A 20,195-nucleotide genomic window follows, 5' to 3' on the forward strand; every position below is an offset into this window, starting at 1 on the left:
TGGGCGCGCACTTTTCCTTCAGCTCGTGGGCTTCAAGCAATGATATTGACAAAATTCTCTCTAACATTTTGAGTTGCATCGCCCGAGCGTCAACGATGCAAAATTGCAGACGCTCGATGATCTTCTCGATTGAAGGTTCAGTCACGGCTCAAAACCTGAAGTGTCAGCGATGGATTCCATGAACACGCCGTCCAACCTTTATGCCCTCGAGGTGGACGAGGCGACGCTCCTTGGTCACCGCCTCTTGAAGGCTTTCCATAAGCTCAGGCTGAAGCGGCACAGGGAACAGATCATTGCGCTGGCTGAGCGGCTGGTGGAAGATGAAGAAAGATATCCGGCAGGGCCTGGCGGCTGACGTCTTCGAGCCCCTGCCACGTGAGGGTTGGCCGCGTCAGGCCGATCTGCTCGCAGAGTGACTTCCATGTCGTTTCGTCGCAGTCGACGAGCACGGCCATCACCGACATCCCGTCCATCATGTGAGGTACGCCGAGCGGCCGCGCCTTCCAGCCGCACTTCTCGAACCGCGGCAGCCACCAGGTTTCGAGCACGATCGAAAAGCCGGTCAACCCGATCGAGATGCCGTACTCCATGATTGCGGTGAGCAGCAGCATGTCGATCCGCGGGCCGGCATGCTCGCCGCGGCGCTCCGGGATCACGAAGATGCGCGACAGTTCGTAGACGTCGGGGCGCTGGATCGGGCCGCGCAGATTCAGATACGGGAAGATGTCGCTCATCAGCGTCGGCAACTGCGTCGGCACCGCGCGCATCGAGCCGATCAACTGGCCGTTGTCGATGCAGAACAGATAGACCGAATCCTCGGTGTCGAACTGATCGATCTCGCGCCCGTCGGGACGATCGAGTGCCATCCACTTGCGTTGCTTGACGTAGATCTCGTGGCGCAGCCGGTAATACGGATCGAAATATTTCTCGTACAGAGCGCGATTATCTTTTCGAACGACATGAATCTCAGGCATCGAAACCCCCGGTCGTCTGAATCAAATTGGGGTTTGCAGATTGCCGATGCGCTCGAATTGATCCAGTGGGAGAAACGACAGATCAGATCGAGATCTCGCCGTTGACAAGAGCGGTCGCAACCGTCGCCGTCTTGTTCTTGGTTGCTAGCTTGCGCTGTGCTTCTTCCAGATGCCACCGGACGTTGCGTTCGGAGACACCGAGGATGCGCGCCGTCTCCCACGCGGTCTTGCCGCGCGCCGCCCAGCCCAGCACCTCGGCCTCGATTCGCGACAGGCGTCGGCTCTGGTTGCTCGCGGCGGAGCGCGCCAGTGCGCGAAGCCTGCTGTGCGTGAAGATGCTGATCAGGTGCAGCGCGCCCCGCGCATCGGGAGCGAGATTCGGATTTTCGCCTGCAATGCTGACGGCGCCCACGGCATCGTCGTAGTGGATGGGAACGCAGAAGCCTTCGTTCAATCGGAAGTCCTTCGCGCGCGTCATCACCTCGTGCGCGCCGGGCTCGTCCTCGCGGTCATAGGGAGCCTCCGACCACGCAAATGGATTCAATGTCGAGATGCAGTGCCGCGGAATCGGATCGCAGCGGTGAAACTGCTCGCGCGCATACATGTCGAACCATTCCCGCGGCCAGCCGTTGGCGAGAATGGTTTGCTGCAGCGATTGGCCCGAGGTCGGCACGCCGGCCATGATGTAGGCGTGAAAGCCCAGGTTGCTGATCATCTTCTCGAACTGGGAGAGCACGCTCGCGCTGGTCTTCGACGCTTCGATCGCATCGACGTACTCCAGAGCTCGTCGTCCCCAATACGCGTCCATCACTTGCATGTGAAAGTCTCCGCCCGTGGTTCAAGCTAGCCACGGACAAAAGGCTGTCAACCGCAAATTGGAGATTCAGGTCGATAGTTCGTTGAGCGTGTGTCAGAACACCGGCTGGATACAGACGTTTGCATGCAAAATTTATCAGTTCGGGGCGCGGCTGCGCTCAGAATTTCGGCGTTCTCTTCTCTGCAAACGATTTCATGCCTTCCTGGATTTCGGCGCCGCTCATGCTGTCCCGATGCCTGCGACGAGCCGCCGCATCGTCGAGGGCTCCGCGTGCAAACTCGTTGATGGCGCGCTTCATGCCGCGCATGGCCTGCGGGGCGTTGCCGGCCAGAATGGCCGCCAGCCGGTCGACCTCCGCGTCGAGCGCATCGGCCGTCGCCACGCCGGTGAGATAGCCGATGCGCAGCATCTCGGCCGCGTCGATCTTCTCCGCCGTCAGGAACAGACGCTTGGCATTGTCGATACCAAGGCGGGACACGTAGCGCTTGATGCCATTCGGGTAGTAGTGCAGCCCGAGCCGCGCTGCCGGCATGAACATCTCGCTGGTATCGACCCCGATCCGGAAATCGCAGGCCAGCGCCAGATCGGTCGAGCCGCCATAGACCCCGCCGTTGAGCCGGCAGATCGTCGGCAGCGCGAGGTCCTCCAGCCGGTCGACGACCTCCTCGAATGCCGGGCTGGAAGCCTCGGCCGTATCCGCCGGCGTTGCGCCGATGGCGCCAAGGTCGAAGCCGGCGCTGAACGCCCGCCCGGTGCCGGTCAGGACCAGCACGCGCAAGGCGGCGTTGGCCTCGACCCGGTCGAACAGCGCCAGCAGCTCGCCGAGATCCTCCGGCTGGAGCCGGTTGAGATGCTGCGGACGATTGAGCCGAATGGTGGCGCGTGCGCCGTCGATGGTCAGGAGCGGCATGCTCGGCGCGTCATCGGCCTGGGTGGTCCGTCCTGTCGTCATGTCCTGTTCTCCATGGTTCGGCGCCTGGCCTCGGCATCGATGCTCTGCGCCAGATCGGGGTGGCGTGCCATCAGCACGCGGAAATCGACGAGGTCGAGGACCAGCAGCTTCGACAGTCCGGTCGTGCTGATGTCGGCCGAACGCAGGTTGTTCCCGAGCAGCGCCATCTCGCCGAAGAACGCGCCCTCGCCGAGCCGGACCTTCTTGCCGGGAAGGTCGACCTCGACCTCGCCGGCGGCGATGAAATACATGCAGTCCCCCGGCTCGCCCTTGCGGATCACGGTGGCGCGCGGCGGCAGGTCGATGGTGCGCAGCATCTGCGCGACGTCGGCGATCGTGGCGGGCCCGAGGCTGGCGAAGAACGGTACCCTGCTGACCGATTCCCAGGTCTTCAGAAAGTTGTCGCGCCGGGTTTCCGCGGCGAAGCCGGTCGCCAGGATGCCGGTCCATAGGCCGAACACGCCGAGGCCGGAGATCATCACCGTGGCGGCGACCACCCGCCCGAGCGGCGTGATCGGCACCACGTCGCCATAGCCCGTGGTGGTGAGGGTCACGACGGCCCACCATAGCGCGGAGGGGATGGTGCCGAAGGTGGCCGGCTGCTCGTCGTGTTCGAGCGCGTATTCGGCGACCGATCCGAGAAACAGCACCAGCAGGAACAGCACCAGCACCGACAGCAGCGGGCGTGCTTCGACCACGAGCACCCGGCGGAGCTGGCGCAGGCCAGGCACGCCGGGGATCACCTTGAGCACCCAGATGACCGCCAGCAGCCACGCGGTGCGTGACTCCATGCCCGAGACCAGCGCAACCGGCACGGCGAGGGCGGAGAGCGTGTCCAGCAGTCCCCGGCCCGACATCAGGTAGGCGGCGGCGCGATGCGCCCGCACCGCCTGCTGAACCCGAGCGGCCCATTCGACGACGAAAAAGACAAGGCATCCCCACAGCAGGGCGATGATCCAGCGCCCCCCGGCCTCGTAGGCGGGGTCCATCGTCAACAACACCATGGCGCTCATGCCGAGCGCCACGGCCACATAGGCCGCTCTGGTCATGTTGCGTCCGGTCAGCGCGGTGACGAATGCCGCCAGGGCAGGGTGCTGCGGTTTGGTCATTGCGGGCGGGCGTCAGTCGCTGATCTCAGAGCCGCAGGAGATCGCGGCGGCGTCAAGGTGCCCCGATCGGGGGAATCCCGTCAACGATGCGGGTGGATCGGTTTTGCAGCGTCATCCGGCAGGTCCAGCCGTTCTACGTCGAGCGGGGAATTTTTCCGTACCGGCTCAAATACCGGTTCAAACGTCGTCTGTTCGCCGTATATCAGAGGTCGGCATGGACACGCTAAATTAGGCAAAAGGAGGCTCGGAACCGAGCGTCCGCCCTCCTGCGTCCCAAGAGTCTGGTTGATCCCGATGGATACCTCACACCTGGTCGAACATGCGGGCGCCGCCGGCAGCCTCTTCGCCTCGATCTTCGTGGTCGCCACGCTGTCGATGCGGACGATGATTCCGCTGCGGGTATTCGCCATCCTCACCAATATCGTCCTGATCGCGACCGCGGTGCCGATGCACAACTACCCGGTCCTGATCCTGCACGGGGTGCTGCTGCCGCTCAACAGCTACCGGCTCCACCAGATGCTGCAGCTGGTCCGCGACGTGAAGCAGTCGGTCAACAGCGACCTCTCCATGGAATGGCTGAAGCCGTTCATGACCGAGCGCAAATGCGGTCCAGGCGAGGTGCTGTTCTACAAGGACGAGAAGGCCGACAGCATGTACTACATCGTCAGCGGTCGCTTCCGCCTGGTCGAATCCGGTATCGAGCTGCCGGTCGGTGCGATCGTCGGCGAGTTCGGCATGATCTCGCCGTCCAATACGCGCACGCAGACGCTGGAATGCGTCGAGGGCGGTCTGATCCTGTCGGTCTCCTACGACCAGGTCGAGCAGCTCTACGTCCAGAACCCCGCCTTCGCCTTCTACTTCCTGCGCCTCGCCAGCGCCCGGCTGTTCCAGAACATCGAAACGCTCGAGCGGCGGCTGGCGCAACAGACCACCGCGCCGGCGCCCGTCGCCAAGCCGGCGTGATCCGGGGAGCCTGAAGCCCAGTGGAAAGCGTCCGGTCCTCGCTGCGATATCTGTTCGCCGACGTCATCGGCGTCGACGATGGCGAGCCGCCTTTTCTGCCTCAGGGCCTTCCTGACGCCGCCGTGCCGGCGGTGAGCGATGGCATCCATCTGCTGATGGAGTATCAGGGCGCGAGCTACGCGCAGCTCTATGTCGATCGCATCAAGCGGTTCGTGCGCAGATCGAACGTCGATGCCGGCATGCTGTCTCAGATCGCGCAGCTGCTGGCCGCCCGCATGGCCTACGAGGATCCGATCCGGATCGCCCAGCTCAGATTGATCAGCCTCGACATGGGGAAGCGCCCGGAGGGACGCGAGAGCGACGACGTCAGGAGGTTCCGCCTCGACGAGCTGATCGGTGCGCTGCCGCAAGCCGTGGCGGAATCGTTGCTGGCAGCCTTCGAGCAGATCGGCTGGTTAGGTCGGCGCCGGGTCAAGGTCCGCTTTTCGGTCCGATCGCGGTTGGCCATTCGCCGCCTCAAGCTGATGGCCGGCCTGCGGCGCTGGCGGCTGCAGTCGGTGCGCTATGGCGAGGAGCGCGCCTGGGCCGAGCGATGGCTGCACATGATCGCGCGCGCGCTGGACAAGCAGCCTGCGGCGGCGCCCGCCGTGATCGCGACGGCGACCATGATCCAGGGGCAGGGCGACGGCTACCGGCAGGGTCTCGCTGATTGGCATGCCATCATCGATGGCCTGGCCAAGCCCACCTTCGATGGCGTCCTGCCGATCTCGGATCTCGCCTCCGCCATCGCCGAGGCGCGCGCCGTTGCGCTGGCAGAGCCGGGACAGGGGGCGCTGAAGCGGACCATCGCGCAGATCCGGGCGAGGGCGCTCTCAGTGCCGAAAACCAACGCCGCGGAATGACGCCGCCGCAGCGACGGTTGCCGCCGGATGCGCCGCGGCGTGGGTAACCTTACCCCCGGCGGGATTGCCGCGAAGGGTAGCAAGGTGCGATTTGAAGTTCCCTTTCGCGTGCAATTCGCTACCGGAGATGTCATAAGCGTCGCATACGCGTCGAATTGGCCGGGTATTCTCATCAGATTGCGCTGAACGCCTCCAGTTCCCCGTGCGTCCAAGGGTTGGTTCCAAGGGTTAGTCGTAGCGAGAGCGTCAGCTTTGTCTTTTCCCTCTTTGTCGTCGCAGGTTCCGGTTGGTGCGCTGGTCGGCTGGATGCTGCTGCTGACCTTCAAGCACATCATTGGCGACTTCGTGCTGCAGAACGCCTGGATGGCCTATGGCAAGGACCAGCGGAAGGGCTGGGCGCTGCCGCTGTTGGTGCACTGCCTGATCCATCTCGCCGTCGCCATGGTCCTGATCTTGATCGTCGCGCCGAGATTCTGGTTCGTCGCCGTGATCGACTTCGCCATTCACATCACGATCGATCGCATCAAGGGCATCTGCTCGTCGCGGTTCGGCATGAATACCGAGCACCCCTGGTTCTGGACCCTGATCGGCGTCGACCAGGCGCTGCATCACCTCACCGGATTCGGGCTCTCGATCTTCATGGCCGCAAACGGCTGAGCGTCCGGCGACGGTGCGTCGCGGCGAAGCCGCACCGACCGCGGCAGTCCCGTGTCAAGCCGGGGGTGGGACGACCGTTCGGTTTGGTTAACCGGTCATTAGCGATTCGCGCTGCATCGTCGCGTCATGGCAATCAAACCGATGCTTCAAAGCCGCGATGCGTTCGACAGCGATTCGTGCCCGGTCGGCGACGAGCTTCTCGGTGAGCTCTACCGTGCCGACGCCAACGGGCTGCCCGCGCTGGTCGAGAGCGTCTCCGCCGATGTGAGGGCCATGCTGGCGCTGTTCTGTTACCGGCGCACGCATCTTCACCCGCTGGCGCTTGCGATTGCATCCACCTGCAGCGAGCAGGTCCTGTCGCAGTTCGGCGGCCGGGTCGGATCGGCGCTGTATGCGCAGTCCCGCGGCGGTCGGGCGGGTCCGGCCGGCGCGACCTCGAGCCGCAAGCCGATCTCGCTGTCGACCAAGCCACTCTCGGTGATGAAGCCGTTCGAGGACGATCTCGACGACAGCCCCGAGCCGGTCACGGCCTGACTCCCCGTCTTCCTTGCCTTTGCTCAGGCGAGCACGGGCAGCCCGAACTTGCGCCGGGCCATCGCGCATTCGGCGTCACCCGGCATGCAAATGCGGCACACCTCGGGACGGATCGCGTAGATCCGGCACGCCACGGCGCGCGCGATCTCGCCATCGAGCGCACAGCAGCGGTTGCCGTCGCAGCGCATGCCCGACAGCCGCTCGTTGACCAGCTCGGCCGGGATCAGGTCGAGCGCGGCATCCTCCTCGATCGTGAAGCGCGGCCAGTTCGACGAATAGGCGCAGCACGCGCCGCAGCTCTGACAGGGGCTGCTGTCAGTTTCGCCAGACATCGGTTCAGACATCCTTGGGAACCTCCCACACCAGGCTGCGCCGCCATTTGGCGCGCAGCGCCTCGCGCCTTTCGGGATATTTATCGTCGAGATAATCCGCCTCGACGACACGGTCGGTCCTGAAGCTGCGGAAGTCGCGGCGCAGCTCGCACCAGGCGGCGAGGATGCGCACCGCGTCATGATAGCCGATCGCGATCGGCCAGATCACGCGCTCGCTGTCGCGGCCCTGCTCGTCGCGATAGCGCAGCCTGATCTTGCGTCCCTCGTGGATCTGCGAGCGCGTGCGCGACATGTCGATGCGGTCCGGCTCGCGCATCCACGGCCGCGGCGCGCGGCTCGCCGGTTCCAGCACGAATGGCCGCAGCCGCTCCGGCACGGTGTCGGCGATCTTGGCCATCAGGTCCTCCGCCGCGCGCGCCAGCACCGGGTCGGCGTTGACCGCGACCCATTGCGCGCCAAGCACCGCCGCCTCGATCTCGTCCGGCGTCAGCATCAAGGGCGGCAGGTCGAAACCTTTCTCCAGGATGTAGCCCATGCCGGCCTCGCCGCGGATCGGCACGCGCTGGCCGATCAGGGTGGCGATGTCGCGATAGATCGTACGCTTCGAGGTCTCGAGCTCGGCCGCGATCGCATCCGCCGTCAACGGGCGGCGGGTGCGTCTCAGCACCTGGATGATCTGGAATAGCCGGTCGGCGCGTCTCATGGTGTGTCCTGCATGGGCGAGCACCCCCGCCGATGCTGACAGGATGCTGGCAGCAGCCTGTCCTTATACCGGGCCAACAACGAGATTGAAGGGGTGATATCGATGATGATGTTTTATGGCCTTGGCCTTGCCACCACGCTACTGCCGCTGCTGACACCATGGTGGCAGCAGCATGCTCGTAGCGTCCGGCGTCTGCTCAGGAAGTCGGGAGTGCTGTCATGATCACATTGTTCGGTTTGGGCGCGGGCTTCGGCCTGCCGGAGATCAGCCCCTTCGTCACCAAGACGGAGGTGCAATTGAAGATGGCGGGCCTCGCTTTTCGGAAGCAGCGGGCGATGCCGCCGGCGTCGCCGAAGGGGCAACTGCCCTTCATCGACGACAGCGGCGAGCTGATCGCCGATTCGACCTTCATCCGCGCCCATGTCGAGCGCAAATATGGCTTCGACTTCGATCATGGGCTCGACGTGCGCGCGCGGGCGCAGGCCTGGGGGTTCGAGCGCATGATCGAGCATCACCTGTATTTCGCGCTGGTCGGGGCGCGCTGGGTCGATCCGGTCAACTTCGCCAAGGGGCCGGCGCACTTCTTCGACGGCGTGCCGGCCGACAAGCGCGAGAAGCTGCGCGAGGACGCGCAGTTTCGCGTCGCCGAGAACTATCTGATCTCCGGGCTCGGCCGCCACGCGCCGGACGAGGACGTCGATCTCGCCGCACGCTCGCTGCGCGCGCTGTCGGTGCAGCTCGGCGACCGGCCCTATCTGATGGGCGATCGTCCTTGCGGCACCGATGCGACGGCGTTCGCCGTCGTCGCCGGCATCCTCACGCCGTTCTTCGAGTCCGAGCTGCGCCGCCGCACCGAAAGCTTCGGCAATCTGGTCGCCTATGCCGAGCGCATGATGGCGCAATATTTTCCGGAGTTCGAATGGGGCAGGGCGGCCGAGGCCGCCTGAGCTGATCAGTCGAGTCCCACTCACCGTCATTCCGGGTTCAATCGCCAGTGCACCGCTGCGCACTGACGACTGCCCCGGAATGACTAACAAGCCAAAGGCGCGGCCCGCAGCGCGCAGGACCTAGGCGGAGGGCTTGCTCTCGCCCTTCAACCGCGCCAGTTCGGTCTCGAGCTCCGCGATGCGAGCATCGCGAACGGCCAGCGCTTCCGCGACGTCGGCCGCGTCGAACTTCTGCGGGATGTGCTGCGGGCAGTTGGTGTCCCACGCGCTGATCGTGAACAGGATCACGTGCTCGGGCCGCGCCTTGTAGCCTCTCGGCATCAGCGAGGCCGTCAGCGCGGCATCATCCTCCACCACCCGCGCCGTCCCCCAGATCTTCACCCGGCGGCGATGCGCGTAGTCCATGATGAAGATGTAGGCGTGCGGGTTCTCCGACAGATTGCCCTGGGTGATATATTGCCGGTTGCCGCTGAAGTCGGCGAAGGCCAGCGTGTGGCTGTCGAGCACCTTGAGAAAGCCCTTCGGTCCGCCGCGGTGCTGGATATAGGGCTGGCCGTCGGCCGAGGCGGTCGCGAGATAGAAGCTCGTGGCCTCGGCGAGGCGGCCGGCGAGATCGGCGTCGACCTCGTGGCGAAAGCCGCGGCTCTGCTCCACATGCGCGTAGCTCTCGCGCGACCCCTTGCGCGCCTGGATCGCCTTGACGGCGGGTGAGAACATGACGTCGCCGGGTGCCTGGATGGTTGTCTGGGTCATCGCAATGACTCCTTGTCGCTGCGGCAGTGACTGCCGCCGTGGAGCCAATATGGTCCCAATCCCCTTCGGAAATAATCTGGCCAGTTGACATTGGATCGTTGCAGATGCTGCAATAATCCCATGGACCGCATCGATGCCATGCAGGCTTTCGTCACCGTCGCCGAGCTGAACGGCTTCGCACCGGCGGCGCGCCGGCTCAAGCTGTCGCCATCGGCGGTCACCCGTTTGGTCGCCGCGCTCGAATCGCATCTTGGCGTCCGCCTGCTGCAGCGGACGACGCGCTCGGTGACGCTGACCGATTCCGGACGACGCTATCTCGACCGCGCCAGCCGCATCCTGGCCGATCTGGCGGAGGCGGAGCGCGCCGCGGAGAGCGAGCGCCTGCAGCCGGTGGGGCGGCTGGTGGTCTCGGCGCCCGTCGGCTTCGGCCGGCTCCATGTCGGTCCGGTCATGGCCGCGTATCTGAGCCGCTATGCCGAGGTCGCGGCCGAGCTGCGCCTCGAGGACCGCCAGATCAATCTGGTGGAGGACGGCGTCGATTGTGCCGTTCGTATCGGCCATCTCGGCGATTCGTCGCTCGTGGCCCGCCAGGTCGGCAGCATGCGCCGGATCGTGGTCGGAGCTCCCGCCTACTTCAAGGTTCATGGTGAGCCGCGGACGCCCGAGGCGCTGACGAAGCACCAGACCATCCAGTTCGGCCCGTCCGACGAATGGCGCTTCGTCAAGGACGGCAGGGAACTGCGGATGGCGGTCAGCCCGCGGCTCGTCACCAACAATGCCGACGCCGCGATCCAGTATGCCGAGGCGGGCGGCGGCGTGACGCGGGTGATGGCCTATCAGGCGGCGGACATGCTGCGCGGCGGCCGTCTCAAGCGGGTGCTGGCGAAATACGAGCCTCCGCCGCTCCCGATCCACATCGTGTTTCCGAGCTCCCGCCTGCTCTCCGCCAAAGTGCGTGCCTTCATCGACCTGATCACCGCAACCTGCGACTGGCGTTTCGACTGAAAGCGACTACAACGCCACACCCCGTCATTCCGGGGCAAGGCCGAAGGCCTTGAACCCGGAATCCCGATGTTGTCTTGCCTCTGTTCTACATCATCTCGAGATTCCGGGACAATCGACAACGCGCAGATGCGCGTTGCCGATTGCCCCGGAATGACGAGTGGATGCGATTGCGCCGACCTTGGTGCGACACTGGTCTTGATGCGAAAGATCGGCGGTTTCGATCACCCCTTCTTCGGCACCACCCGGAAGGTCGCGTTCGCGCGCGCGATCACGGCGTCGTCGGCCAGCACCAGGCTCTGGACGAAGCAGACGGTGCGTCCGCTCTTGATGACGTCGCTCTCGACGCTGAGCCACTGTCCGGTCCCGGCGCTGCCGATGTAGTCCACCGCGAGGTTGATCGTCACCAGCGACGCCTTCCAGCCAAGCGCCTGGGCGCAGCTATAGCCCATCGCATTGTCGGCCAGCGATGCGATCAGCCCGCCATGGATCAGCCCGCGCGAATTGGTGTGCGGCGTGGCGAGCCGCAGGCCGAGGATGACGGCCTTGTCGGTTTTCTTGGCGTAGAGCGGCTCCCAGGGATCGGTGAACGGGCTCTTGCGGAAATGCGGTTCGAATCCGGCGGGGACGCTGCTCATGCGTGTCTCGATCGTTGCTGACGATGTCCGCAGTCAACGACATCAGCGCGGATTTTGCACCGCCTACAAAGTTTCAAACGTCTTTTGCGCGGGCGTTTGACACGTTGCGCGTCGGATGCACGGGATGGGTCGCGCGCGATGTCGCCGGGCGTCCGGTGCGGCCCTGCGGCAATTTCGTGGTGCGATGCTCCCGCCGTGCAATTTCGGGTGCAGGCGAGATCCTTAACGTGTTAATGAAATGGCCATGGGCCTGCAACTTTCGTCTGCCAGACTTGCGCTGGCGGGCGCGCTAGGCTCCGCTTGGCGCGTGCACTGGTGGCCAACCTGCCGCCGCGCTTGCAATGATGCTTATATGCTATAACAATGAAGCAAAGGGCCCTCGAAGGCCCACTGATGGAGGAGACGATCCCGATGAGGAAGACGCTTCTGGCGTTGGCTCTGGCCGCCGGTGTGACCCCCGCGCTCGCGCAGGACAAGACATTCGAATTGAAGATCTCGCACTGGGTGCCGGCGAGCCATCCGCTGCAGAAGGCGCTGGAGGATTGGGCCGCGTCGGTCGAAAAGGCCTCGGGCGGCACCATCAAGGGCAAGGTGTTCCCGGCCCAGCAGCTCGGCAAGGCGTTCGACCATTATGACATGGCGCGCGACGGCATCGCCGATGTCACTTATGTGAATCCCGGCTATCAGCCTGGCCGTTTCCCGATCATCGGCGCCGGCGAGCTGCCGTTCCTGATTTCCGACGCCAAGGGCGGCTCGGAAGGTTTGGACGCGTGGTATCGCAAATATGCCGAGAAGGAGATGAAGGACGTCAAGTATTGCCTCGCCTTCGTCCACACGCCGTCGGCTTTCCACACCCGCACCAAGAAGGTCGTCGTGCCCGAGGACGTCAAGGGCATGAAGATCCGTCCTGCCGATGCGACGATCGCCAATTTCGTCACCCTGCTCGGCGGCACCAACGTGCAGTCGTCGGCGCCGGAAGTGCGCGACATCATCGAGCGCGGCGTCGCCGACGGCGTCACCTTTCCGGCGGGCTCGCTGGTGCTGTTCGGAGTCGACAAGGTCACGAAGTACCACATGGATGCGCCGTTCTACGTGACGACCTTCGTGTTCGTCATGAACAAGGACAAGTACAACCAGATGTCGGCGATGCAGAAGAAGGCGATCGACGACAATTGCAACACGGAGGCCGCCGGCAAGGTCGGCGAGCCCTGGGGCAAGTTCGAGGATGCCGGCGTCGACAAGATCAAGGCCGAGTCCGGCCAGGAGGTCTACAAGCTGACGCCGGAGCAGACCGCGTTGTGGAAAAAGGCCTCCGAGCCGCTGTTCAAGACCTGGGCCGATGGCGTCAAGAAGACCGGCGTCGATGCCGAGGCCGCCATGACCGAGCTGAAGGCCTCGCTCGCCAAGTACAAGGCGCTGGCACAGTAGCTTCTTTTCATACCCAAGCTCTTGCGCGGCGGACGGTGCGCTCCCTCTCCCCGTTTCTTACGGGGAGAGGGCCGGGGTGAGGGCAGACGCACGGGTGGTGTCGTCCGTTAGACTTGTACTTCTTCGCCCCAACCCTCTCTCCGCAAGCGGGGCGAGGGGGCCCACCGACTGCTACGCAGCAGCTCGCTTCGCATCCAGCATAACCACCAAGCTTTCTGACACGGGGACGCCATGCAGCGCGCCTTCATGGACCGGATCATCGACGGGATCGAGTGGATCGCCGCGTTCTTCGTCGGCATCGTCGCGCTCGACATCTTCCTGTCGGTGCTGCTCCGCAACACGCTGAACTATTCGATCCCCGATTCCTTCGACATCGGGCGCATGCTGCTCGGCATCCTGATCTTCTGGGGCATCGCTGCGACGTCATACCGCGGCACCCACATCACCGTGGATCTCATCTGGGGCAATGTTGGCCCGCGCTATCAGCGCTGGATCGACATCTTCGCAACGCTGGTACTGCTGTTCGTCGTCACGGTGCAGACCTGGACCCTGTTCGACAAGGTGCGCGGCACCTATGAGGACAACGTCCTCACCTTCGATCTGCACATGCCGACCTGGCCGTTCTTCGCCGTCGCCTGGATCGGCGACGTTTCGGCGGTGCTCCTGATCGCCATCCGGACCTATCGCCTGATCTTCCACCCCGAGGAGATTCATGACCCTCAAGTCAAGCCCACGGAGTAGTGCCGCATGAGCACGGATGCGGTTGCCGTCATCGGCTTCGTTGCGCTGTTTGCGCTGATGCTGCTGCGCGTGCCGGTGGGCATGGCGATGGGACTCGTCGGCGTGTCCGGCTTCGCCTATCTCGTCAACGGTACGGCGGCGCTGAAGCTGGTTGGCCAGACCTCGATGCGCACGGTCACGGACTACACGTTCGGCGTGATCCCGATGTTCCTGCTCATGGGAACGTTCGTGTCCAACTCGGGCATGAGCCGCGAGCTGTTCCGCGCCGCCAACGGCTTCGTCGGCCATCTGCGCGGCGGGCTCGGCATCGCCACGGTGGCGGCCTGCGGCGGCTTCGCCGCGATCTGCGGCTCGTCGGTGGCGACCGCCGCGACCTTCTCGGCCGTGGCCTATCCGGAGATGCGCCGCTTCGGCTATCCGCAGTCCTTCGCCACCGGCGTCATCGCCGCCGGCGGCACCTTGGGCGCGATGCTGCCGCCGTCGACCGTGCTCGCCGTCTACGGCATCATCACCGAGCAGGACATCGGCAAGCTGTTCATCGCCGGCATCATCCCCGGCCTCTTGGCGATGACCATGTACATGATCACCATCACGGTGATCGGCCGTGTCAGGCCGGATTTCCTGCCCAGGGGCGAGGCGCCGCCGTGGCGCGAGCGCATCGCGGGCCTGAAGGGCATCTGGGCGCCGGTGCTGCTGTTCCTGTTCGTGATCGGCGGCCTCTACGGTCTTCCGTTCCTGCCGCGCTTCACGCCGACGGAAGCCGGCGGCGTCGGCGCCACCGGCGCGTTCCTGATCGGCGTGTTCACCGGCCGGCTCGACAAGGACAAGATCCTGGCCTCGCTGCTGCAGGCCACGCGTACCGCCGCAGCCGTGTTCACGGTGCTGATCGGCGCCTTGATCTTCGGCTACTTCCTGACGGTGACGCAGACGCCGCAGAAGGTGACGGAGTTCCTCACCGGTCTCGGCCTCGGGCCCTACGGGGTGCTGGCGCTGATCATGGTGATGTACCTCGTCCTAGGCTGCCTGATGGACGCGATGGCGATGATCATCCTGACCGTGCCGATCATCTTCCCGGTGATCTCCCATCTCGGCTTCGATCCGATCTGGTTCGGCGTCATCATCGTGATGACCGTCGAGCTCGGCCTGATCCATCCGCCGGTCGGCATGAACGTGTTCGTGATCAAGAGCGTCGTGAAGGACGTGTCGTTCTCGACCATCTTCAAGGGCGTGCTGCCCTTCGTCGCGACCGACCTGATTCGTCTGGTGATCCTGATCGCGTTCCCGCTGCTCGCCACATGGCTTCCGCAACAGATGGCCCGCTGATGACGTCCCCCGTTCTCGAGACCCGCTACGTCTTCACCCTCACCGTGATGATCGGCGCCGTCACCTCGGCTGGCGAGACCGGCATCGGCGTCCGCCGCATCATCCCGATCCATGGCGGCGAGGTGAAGGGCCCGGGCCTGAACGGCGAGGGCGTCAGCGGCCGGATCTGCAATTTCGGCGCCGACTTCCAGGTGATCCGTCCGAACGAGCTGATCGACCTCGAAGCCAAATACGGCTTCGAGACCGACGACGGCGCCACCATCTATGTCGAGAACCGCGGCATCCGCTTCGGGCCGGTCGACCTGCTGCAGAAGCTCAAGCGCGGCGAGCCGGTCGACCCCAAGCTGATCTACTTCCGCACCCACCCGCGCTTCGAGACCGGCCACGAGAAATATCGCTGGCTGATGGAGCACGTCTTCGTCGGCTCGGCGGCCCGCCACGTGGATCGCGTCATCATCGACGTGCATGTGGTGCTGTAGGCTGCGCTCTCCTTGAAGGGCGATCGCATAAAGCGGTCGGGAATTTAGGGCTTGCCTGTCTCCACATCGTCATGGCCGGGCTTGTCCCGGCCATCCACGTGGTTCTGCATGCTCCGAACGACGTGGATGCCCGGGACAAGCCCGGGCATGACGGAGTAACTGGTCGAAAGCGGCTGTTCGTCGCGACGACTTCGTATTCGGTAGACCTGCGACTAATCCTCGTCGTCCCAGCCCGAAGCCCGGCCGTAGCCGTCGTGGTCGCAATTGCGATAGTGGCGAGCCGGCACATAGCGGTAGCGCTCGTAGCCGTAGCCGTAGCCGCCATACGCCGCGTCGCGATAGTGGGACCGGTAGACCGGCGCAGGCTCATACGCCTGCGCTTCCGACGCTGCCGCCAGCGCGCCCCCGATGAGAGCTCCGGCCACCAGGCCGCCGAACAGCGCCGCGTTGCGCCCGTCGTGAGCCTGAGCCGGCGCCGCGCCGGCGAGCAGGGTGGCGGTGACGGCGAGCGCGGCGATGCCGCCTGCGAGAGATGTCTTCAGCGAAACCATGGTCCCCTCCATTGGGAAGTGTAGGGACGTTCTACATCGCGGGCTTTGAAGCCACCCTGAATGCAATGTTGTTGGCCGTTCATCTCGGAAGTCGCCCCGGGGCTCCGGCCTAACCGGCATCCTCCCAGCATATTCTGATAAAAATAAATATCTTGCGTGTTATCGGAAAACGTGATCTTCTCTCGCCATCCCGTCCCAAGCCGAGGGGCGTAGCGCGCGATCGTCACGACACGCGGGGCGGGGAGCGGTGGCCGCGATCATGTCGCAGCGTGTCTTCGGGCGCGCGGACGAACGATGTGACGCGGACGTGAAGTCGCAGCGTCCTGACACCCCGTTGCCGGTGTTACGTTCGCGATGGCGCCAACGCGCCGCGCGGATCATGGTGGCCAACAAGCCGGTGCACCAGGGAGACTGCGTATAAGCGTGAAGACCATCGCGCAGGGAAGGCCGGGCGTTCTCGGCTGCACCTGTGGTACCTGCCGCCTGCATTTTTCTCGCAGGCGGGCCGCAGGCGTCAGCCGGCGCCTGGCCTTCCCTGCGCCCTCCGCACCGGAGGGTGAAGAATATCAGCAAGCCCCGGGCGTGATTCCGCCGCGGGAATGCCGGATCATGTCATTTGCCTTTGCGCGCAGGCGGGCCTTACGATGCTGCGCGACCGAGCCCCTCGGCGGCTTGTTCTTTTGCATTGCACAACATGATGTCGGGCGCCGCTTGTTGACTCCCGCGAAGATCGTTATAAAACATAACTATTCTGAACAGGACACAATAGAGCCCATGGGAAACGCCGACACCGCCACGCCTGCGGGGGATTCGTCTCTGCTGCAGATCGAACAGCAGGGCGCCGTCCTGACGATCGGGCTCAACCGCCCGGCCAAGCGCAACGCGCTGAATGACGGCATCATCCTCGCCATCGGCGAGTGCTTCACCAGCCTGCCTGACGACGTCCGCTGCATCGTGATCCACGGGATCGGCGACAATTTCTCCTCCGGCCTCGATCTCTCCGAGCTGCGCGAACGTGACGCCACCGAAGGCCTGGTGCACTCGCAGATGTGGCATCGCGTGTTCGACCGCATCCAGTATTGCCGCGTGCCGGTGATCGCCGCATTGAAGGGGGCCGTCATCGGCGGCGGTCTCGAGCTCGCCTGCGCCGCGCATATCCGTGTTGCCGAGCCGTCGGCTTACTTCGCGCTGCCCGAGGGCCAGCGCGGCATCTTCGTCGGCGGCGGCGGCTCGGTGCGGCTGCCGCGCCTGATCGGCGTCGCCCGCATGATGGACATGATGCTGACCGGCCGGGTCTATTCGGCGACCGAAGGCTCGTCCTACGGCTTCGCGCAATATCTCGTCGAGGCCGGCGCCTCGATGACCAAGGCGATGGAGCTGGCGGCGAAGATCGCGAACAACGCGCCGCTGACGAATTTCGCGGTGCTGCAGGCGCTGCCGATGATCGCCGAGGCCAATCCGCAGACCGGCCTGCTGATGGAATCGCTGATGGCCACCGTCGCGCAGAGCGACAAGGAGGCCAAGAATCGCATCCGCGCCTTCCTCGATCACAAGACCGCCAAAGTGAAGCCGACGTGACATGACCGCACAAACAATAACAAGCACACAGGGAGGAACGGACGACACGGCGCGCAGCGCCAGTGTTCATCCGTTGCGCGCGATCTCGTTCAATGACCCGGCCGTCACGGTCGACCGCCGAGACGACGGCACCATCTATCTCCGTCCGAAGCAGCCGCTCGGCGACTATCCGCCGCGGATCACCGACCGGCTGCATCACTTCGCCAAAGCCACGCCTGAGCGCGTGTTCATGGCCGAGCGCGTTGGCCCGGAGGGCTGGCGCGAGCTGACCTATGCCACGCTGCTGGCGGCGAGCCGGCACATCGCGTCGGGGCTGCTCGCGCGCGGGCTGTCGCCGGACCGGCCGGTCATGATCCTGTCGGGCAATTCGATCGACCATGCGCTGGTCGCGTTCGGCGCGCTCTATGCCGGCGTGCCGTTCTGTCCGGTGTCGCCGGCCTATTCGCTGGTGTCGCGCGACTACGGCAAGCTCGCCTACCTGATGAAGCTGCTGACGCCGGGCCTCGTCTTCGTCGACGACGCCGACAAGTTCGCCGATGCGCTCATCGCCAACGTACCCGAAGGCACCGAGATCGTGGCGTCGTTCGGCTCGGTGCCGGGCCGCAAGATCACGATGCTCGCCGATCTGATCGCATCGCCGCTGTTTCCTGGCCTCGACGCCGCCCATGACAAGATCGGCCCGGACACGATCGCGAAATTCCTGCTGACCTCGGGCTCGACCGGCAATCCGAAGGCCGTGATCAACACCCAGCGGATGATCTGTGCCAACCAGGTGATGATCCGCGAGACGCTCGCCTTCCTCAAGGACGAGCCGCCCGTGATCATCGACTGGCTGCCCTGGAATCACACATTCGGCGGCAACCACAACATCGGCCTGACCCTGTTCAACGGCGGCTCGATGTATCTCGACCAGGGCAAGCCGGTGCCCGGCGGCATCGAGGAGACCGTGCGAAACCTGCGCGAGATCTCGCCGACGGTCTATTTCAACGTCCCCAAGGGCTACGAGTCGCTGCTGCCCTATTTCCGCGAGGACCCGGCGCTGCGGAAGTCCTTCTTCCAGCGGCTGCACGCGATGTTCTTCTCCGGCGCCGCACTGGCGCCGCATGTCTGGAACGAGCTCGACGAGCTCTCGGTGGCCGAGACGGGCACTCGCGTGCCGATGCTGACGGGCCTCGGCTCCACCGAGACCGCACCGTTCTTCATGTCGGTCAATCCGCGCACCAGCCGCTCCGGCCATGTCGGCCTGCCCGTCTCCGGCAACGAGGCCAAGCTCGTTCCCAACAACGGCAAGATGGAAGTGCGCGCCAAGGGGCCGAACGTGACGCCGGGCTATTGGCGCCTGCCGGAGGTCTCGGCCGCGGCCTTTGATGACGAAGGCTACTACAAGATGGGCGACGCGCTGAAGCCCGTCGATCCCGACGACTTCAATGCCGGCTTCGATTTTGACGGCCGTGTTGCCGAGGACTTCAAGCTGGCGAGCGGCACCTGGGTTTCCGTCGGCCCGTTGCGGGCCCGCTTCGTGGCTGCGTGCGCGCCGCTGGCGCGCGACGTGATCATCGCCGGCATCAACCGCGACGAGATCGCAGCAATCGTCGTGCTCGATCTCGATGGTTGCCGCCTGATCAACGCGACCTTGCCGTTCGACGACCTCGCCGCCACGGCGGCCGATCCGCTGATCATCGAGGCCTTCCGTCAGCGCTTCGCAAAATTCCTGCAGACCGCGACCGGCTCGTCGACGCGCATCACGCGCGCCGTCCTGCTCGGCGTGCCGCTGTCGATCGACAAGGGCGAGGTCACCGACAAGGGATCGATCAACCAGCGCGCCGTGCTGGAGAACCGCAAGGATCTGATCGAACGCATCTACGCCGCGACGCCGGACGACGACATCATCATCGCCGGCTGATCGACGCATCCAAGGGAGAAACGACAATGTTGTTGAAGGACCAGGCCGCCATCGTCACCGGCGGCGCTTCCGGCCTCGGGGCCGCCACCGCCCGCAAGCTCGCTGCGCAGGGCGCCAAGGTCGCGGTGTTCGATCTCAACGCCAAGCTGGCGGAGGAGGTCGCGGCCGAGATCAAGGGCGTGCCGGTGGTCTGCGACGTCTCGGACGCCGCCGGCGCGGAAGCGGCCGTTGCCAAGGCCGTCGAGGCGCTCGGCCAGCAGCCGCGCGTGCTGGTGAACTGCGCCGGCATCGGCGTCGCCAAGCGCGTCGTCGGACGTGACGGCCCGATGCCGCTGGCCGATTTCGAGAAGGTCATCAAGGTCAACCTGATCGGCTCGTTCAACATGCTGCGTCTGGTCACCAACGGCATGACCAAGCTGGAGCCGCAGGCGACCGGTGAGCGCGGCGTCGTCATCAACACCGCGTCGGTCGCCGCCTATGACGGCCAGATCGGACAGTCGGCCTATTCCGCCTCCAAGGGCGGCATCGTCGGCATGACCCTGCCGATCGCGCGCGAGCTCGCGCAGTTCGGCATCCGCGTGCTGACCATTGCGCCCGGCCTGTTCCTGACGCCGCTGCTCGCCAACCTGCCGCAGGAGGCCCAGGACTCGCTCGCCGCCGCGATCCCGTTCCCTCGCCGCCTCGGTCACGCCGATGAGTTCGCCGCGCTGGCGCTGCACATGGTCGAGAACGCCTACCTCAACGGCGAAGTCGTCCGCCTCGACGGCTCGCTGCGCATGGCGCCGAAGTAAGTGCCGCGCGCCGACGTCCACGTGGTTGTCATTCCGGGACGACGCGCCAGCGTCGGGCCCGGAATGCATTCGGCGTCTAGCACTGCTGAGAGATGGATTCCGGGCTCGCGCTCCGCGC

22 protein-coding genes are annotated in these 20,195 nt (G+C 65.0%); 13 read left to right on the forward strand and 9 right to left on the reverse strand.

Annotated elements, in window-relative coordinates; all coding sequences use genetic code 11:
• Positions 1-290: 290 nt before the first annotated feature.
• The 4 genes from ACQR0U_RS04210 to ACQR0U_RS04225 all read right to left on the reverse strand — a co-directional run bounded on the left by ACQR0U_RS04210 (position 291) and on the right by ACQR0U_RS04225 (position 3,852).
• Entirely contained in the window at positions 291-974 is a 684-nt protein-coding gene (locus tag ACQR0U_RS04210; protein WP_315713741.1) for an acyl-homoserine-lactone synthase, read from the reverse strand.
• 82 nt (positions 975-1,056) lie between these two features.
• Positions 1,057-1,791 (reverse strand): LuxR family transcriptional regulator, encoded by a 735-nt coding sequence (locus ACQR0U_RS04215; RefSeq protein WP_315713742.1) that lies wholly within the window; start codon positions 1,789-1,791, stop codon positions 1,057-1,059.
• A gap of 157 nt (positions 1,792-1,948) precedes the next feature.
• Complete coding sequence (locus tag ACQR0U_RS04220; RefSeq protein WP_316193496.1) at positions 1,949-2,743, reverse strand: enoyl-CoA hydratase/isomerase family protein; 795 nt, start codon at positions 2,741-2,743, stop codon at positions 1,949-1,951.
• Positions 2,740-3,852: a cyclic nucleotide-gated ion channel gene (locus ACQR0U_RS04225; protein ID WP_315825938.1), complete on the reverse strand. Its 1,113-nt coding sequence runs from the start codon at positions 3,850-3,852 to the stop codon at positions 2,740-2,742. Before ACQR0U_RS04225 ends, ACQR0U_RS04220 begins: the two co-directional genes overlap by 4 nt.
• 294 nt (positions 3,853-4,146) lie before the next feature.
• Between ACQR0U_RS04225 and ACQR0U_RS04230 the strand changes: the two genes are divergently transcribed.
• The 4 genes from ACQR0U_RS04230 to ACQR0U_RS04245 all read left to right on the forward strand — a co-directional run bounded on the left by ACQR0U_RS04230 (position 4,147) and on the right by ACQR0U_RS04245 (position 6,908).
• On the forward strand, positions 4,147-4,815 hold the full coding sequence (locus ACQR0U_RS04230; protein WP_315713745.1) for a Crp/Fnr family transcriptional regulator: 669 nt from the start codon (positions 4,147-4,149) through the stop codon (positions 4,813-4,815).
• 20 nt (positions 4,816-4,835) lie between these two features.
• Entirely contained in the window at positions 4,836-5,717 is an 882-nt protein-coding gene (locus ACQR0U_RS04235) for a DUF6537 domain-containing protein (protein ID WP_315713746.1), read from the forward strand.
• 306 nt (positions 5,718-6,023) lie between these two features.
• On the forward strand, positions 6,024-6,374 hold the full coding sequence (locus ACQR0U_RS04240; protein WP_315714361.1) for a DUF3307 domain-containing protein: 351 nt from the start codon (positions 6,024-6,026) through the stop codon (positions 6,372-6,374).
• 141 nt (positions 6,375-6,515) lie between these two features.
• Positions 6,516-6,908, forward strand: a complete 393-nt coding sequence (locus ACQR0U_RS04245) for a hypothetical protein (RefSeq protein WP_315714362.1) — start codon at positions 6,516-6,518, stop codon at positions 6,906-6,908.
• A 23-nt stretch (positions 6,909-6,931) separates the two neighbouring features.
• Here ACQR0U_RS04245 and ACQR0U_RS04250 read toward each other — a convergent pair whose 3' ends face one another.
• Together ACQR0U_RS04250 and ACQR0U_RS04255 are read right to left on the reverse strand one after the other, a co-directional pair.
• Positions 6,932-7,252: a YkgJ family cysteine cluster protein gene (locus ACQR0U_RS04250; RefSeq protein ID WP_315713747.1), complete on the reverse strand. Its 321-nt coding sequence runs from the start codon at positions 7,250-7,252 to the stop codon at positions 6,932-6,934.
• Positions 7,245-7,943: a helix-turn-helix transcriptional regulator gene (locus ACQR0U_RS04255; protein WP_315713748.1), complete on the reverse strand. Its 699-nt coding sequence runs from the start codon at positions 7,941-7,943 to the stop codon at positions 7,245-7,247. Before ACQR0U_RS04255 ends, ACQR0U_RS04250 begins: the two co-directional genes overlap by 8 nt.
• A 218-nt stretch (positions 7,944-8,161) precedes the next feature.
• Between ACQR0U_RS04255 and ACQR0U_RS04260 the strand changes: the two genes are divergently transcribed.
• Positions 8,162-8,890: a glutathione S-transferase family protein gene (locus tag ACQR0U_RS04260; protein ID WP_315713749.1), complete on the forward strand. Its 729-nt coding sequence runs from the start codon at positions 8,162-8,164 to the stop codon at positions 8,888-8,890.
• A gap of 120 nt (positions 8,891-9,010) precedes the next feature.
• On the opposite strand, the gene ACQR0U_RS04265 is transcribed toward ACQR0U_RS04260, so the two are convergent.
• Complete coding sequence (locus ACQR0U_RS04265) at positions 9,011-9,643, reverse strand: pyridoxamine 5'-phosphate oxidase family protein (RefSeq protein WP_316174598.1); 633 nt, start codon at positions 9,641-9,643, stop codon at positions 9,011-9,013.
• A 120-nt stretch (positions 9,644-9,763) separates the two neighbouring features.
• Here ACQR0U_RS04265 and ACQR0U_RS04270 point away from each other — a divergent pair, with 120 nt between their 5' ends.
• Positions 9,764-10,648 (forward strand): LysR family transcriptional regulator, encoded by an 885-nt coding sequence (locus ACQR0U_RS04270; RefSeq protein WP_316183770.1) that lies wholly within the window; start codon positions 9,764-9,766, stop codon positions 10,646-10,648.
• A 221-nt stretch (positions 10,649-10,869) separates the two neighbouring features.
• On the opposite strand, the gene ACQR0U_RS04275 is transcribed toward ACQR0U_RS04270, so the two are convergent.
• A complete protein-coding gene (locus tag ACQR0U_RS04275; protein WP_315713752.1) occupies positions 10,870-11,283 on the reverse strand; it encodes a PaaI family thioesterase in 414 nt (137 codons plus the stop codon).
• Positions 11,284-11,694: 411 nt separating this feature from the next.
• On the opposite strand from ACQR0U_RS04275, the gene ACQR0U_RS04280 reads away from it, so the two are divergent.
• The 4 genes from ACQR0U_RS04280 (at position 11,695) to ACQR0U_RS04295 (ending at position 15,254) form a co-directional block, all read left to right on the forward strand.
• Positions 11,695-12,711: a TRAP transporter substrate-binding protein gene (locus ACQR0U_RS04280; protein WP_315713753.1), complete on the forward strand. Its 1,017-nt coding sequence runs from the start codon at positions 11,695-11,697 to the stop codon at positions 12,709-12,711.
• Between the two features lie 231 nt (positions 12,712-12,942).
• A complete protein-coding gene (locus tag ACQR0U_RS04285) occupies positions 12,943-13,452 on the forward strand; it encodes a TRAP transporter small permease (protein ID WP_315713754.1) in 510 nt (169 codons plus the stop codon).
• 6 nt (positions 13,453-13,458) lie between these two features.
• Positions 13,459-14,775, forward strand: a complete 1,317-nt coding sequence (locus ACQR0U_RS04290) for a TRAP transporter large permease (RefSeq protein ID WP_434842652.1) — start codon at positions 13,459-13,461, stop codon at positions 14,773-14,775.
• Positions 14,775-15,254, forward strand: a complete 480-nt coding sequence (locus ACQR0U_RS04295) for a DUF3237 domain-containing protein (protein WP_434842653.1) — start codon at positions 14,775-14,777, stop codon at positions 15,252-15,254. Before ACQR0U_RS04290 ends, ACQR0U_RS04295 begins: the two co-directional genes overlap by 1 nt.
• Before the next feature lie 212 nt (positions 15,255-15,466).
• On the opposite strand, the gene ACQR0U_RS04300 is transcribed toward ACQR0U_RS04295, so the two are convergent.
• Positions 15,467-15,805, reverse strand: a complete 339-nt coding sequence (locus ACQR0U_RS04300) for a hypothetical protein (RefSeq protein ID WP_315713757.1) — start codon at positions 15,803-15,805, stop codon at positions 15,467-15,469.
• A 774-nt stretch (positions 15,806-16,579) separates the two neighbouring features.
• Between ACQR0U_RS04300 and ACQR0U_RS04305 the strand changes: the two genes are divergently transcribed.
• From ACQR0U_RS04305 to ACQR0U_RS04315, 3 genes are read left to right on the forward strand one after another with little or no spacing between them, the layout of a single operon-like run.
• Positions 16,580-17,383 carry a crotonase/enoyl-CoA hydratase family protein gene (locus ACQR0U_RS04305; RefSeq protein ID WP_315714363.1) on the forward strand — a complete coding sequence of 268 codons (804 nt, stop codon included), beginning with the start codon at positions 16,580-16,582 and terminating at the stop codon, positions 17,381-17,383.
• 1 nt (position 17,384) lies between these two features.
• Positions 17,385-19,286 carry a feruloyl-CoA synthase gene (locus tag ACQR0U_RS04310; protein ID WP_434842654.1) on the forward strand — a complete coding sequence of 634 codons (1,902 nt, stop codon included), beginning with the start codon at positions 17,385-17,387 and terminating at the stop codon, positions 19,284-19,286.
• Between the two features lie 26 nt (positions 19,287-19,312).
• On the forward strand, positions 19,313-20,077 hold the full coding sequence (locus tag ACQR0U_RS04315) for an SDR family NAD(P)-dependent oxidoreductase (protein WP_315825944.1): 765 nt from the start codon (positions 19,313-19,315) through the stop codon (positions 20,075-20,077).
• Positions 20,078-20,195 lie beyond the last annotated feature (118 nt).

This window comes from Bradyrhizobium sp. HKCCYLRH3097 (assembly GCF_051167875.1).
Taxonomy (GTDB): Bacteria; Pseudomonadota; Alphaproteobacteria; order Rhizobiales; family Xanthobacteraceae; genus Bradyrhizobium.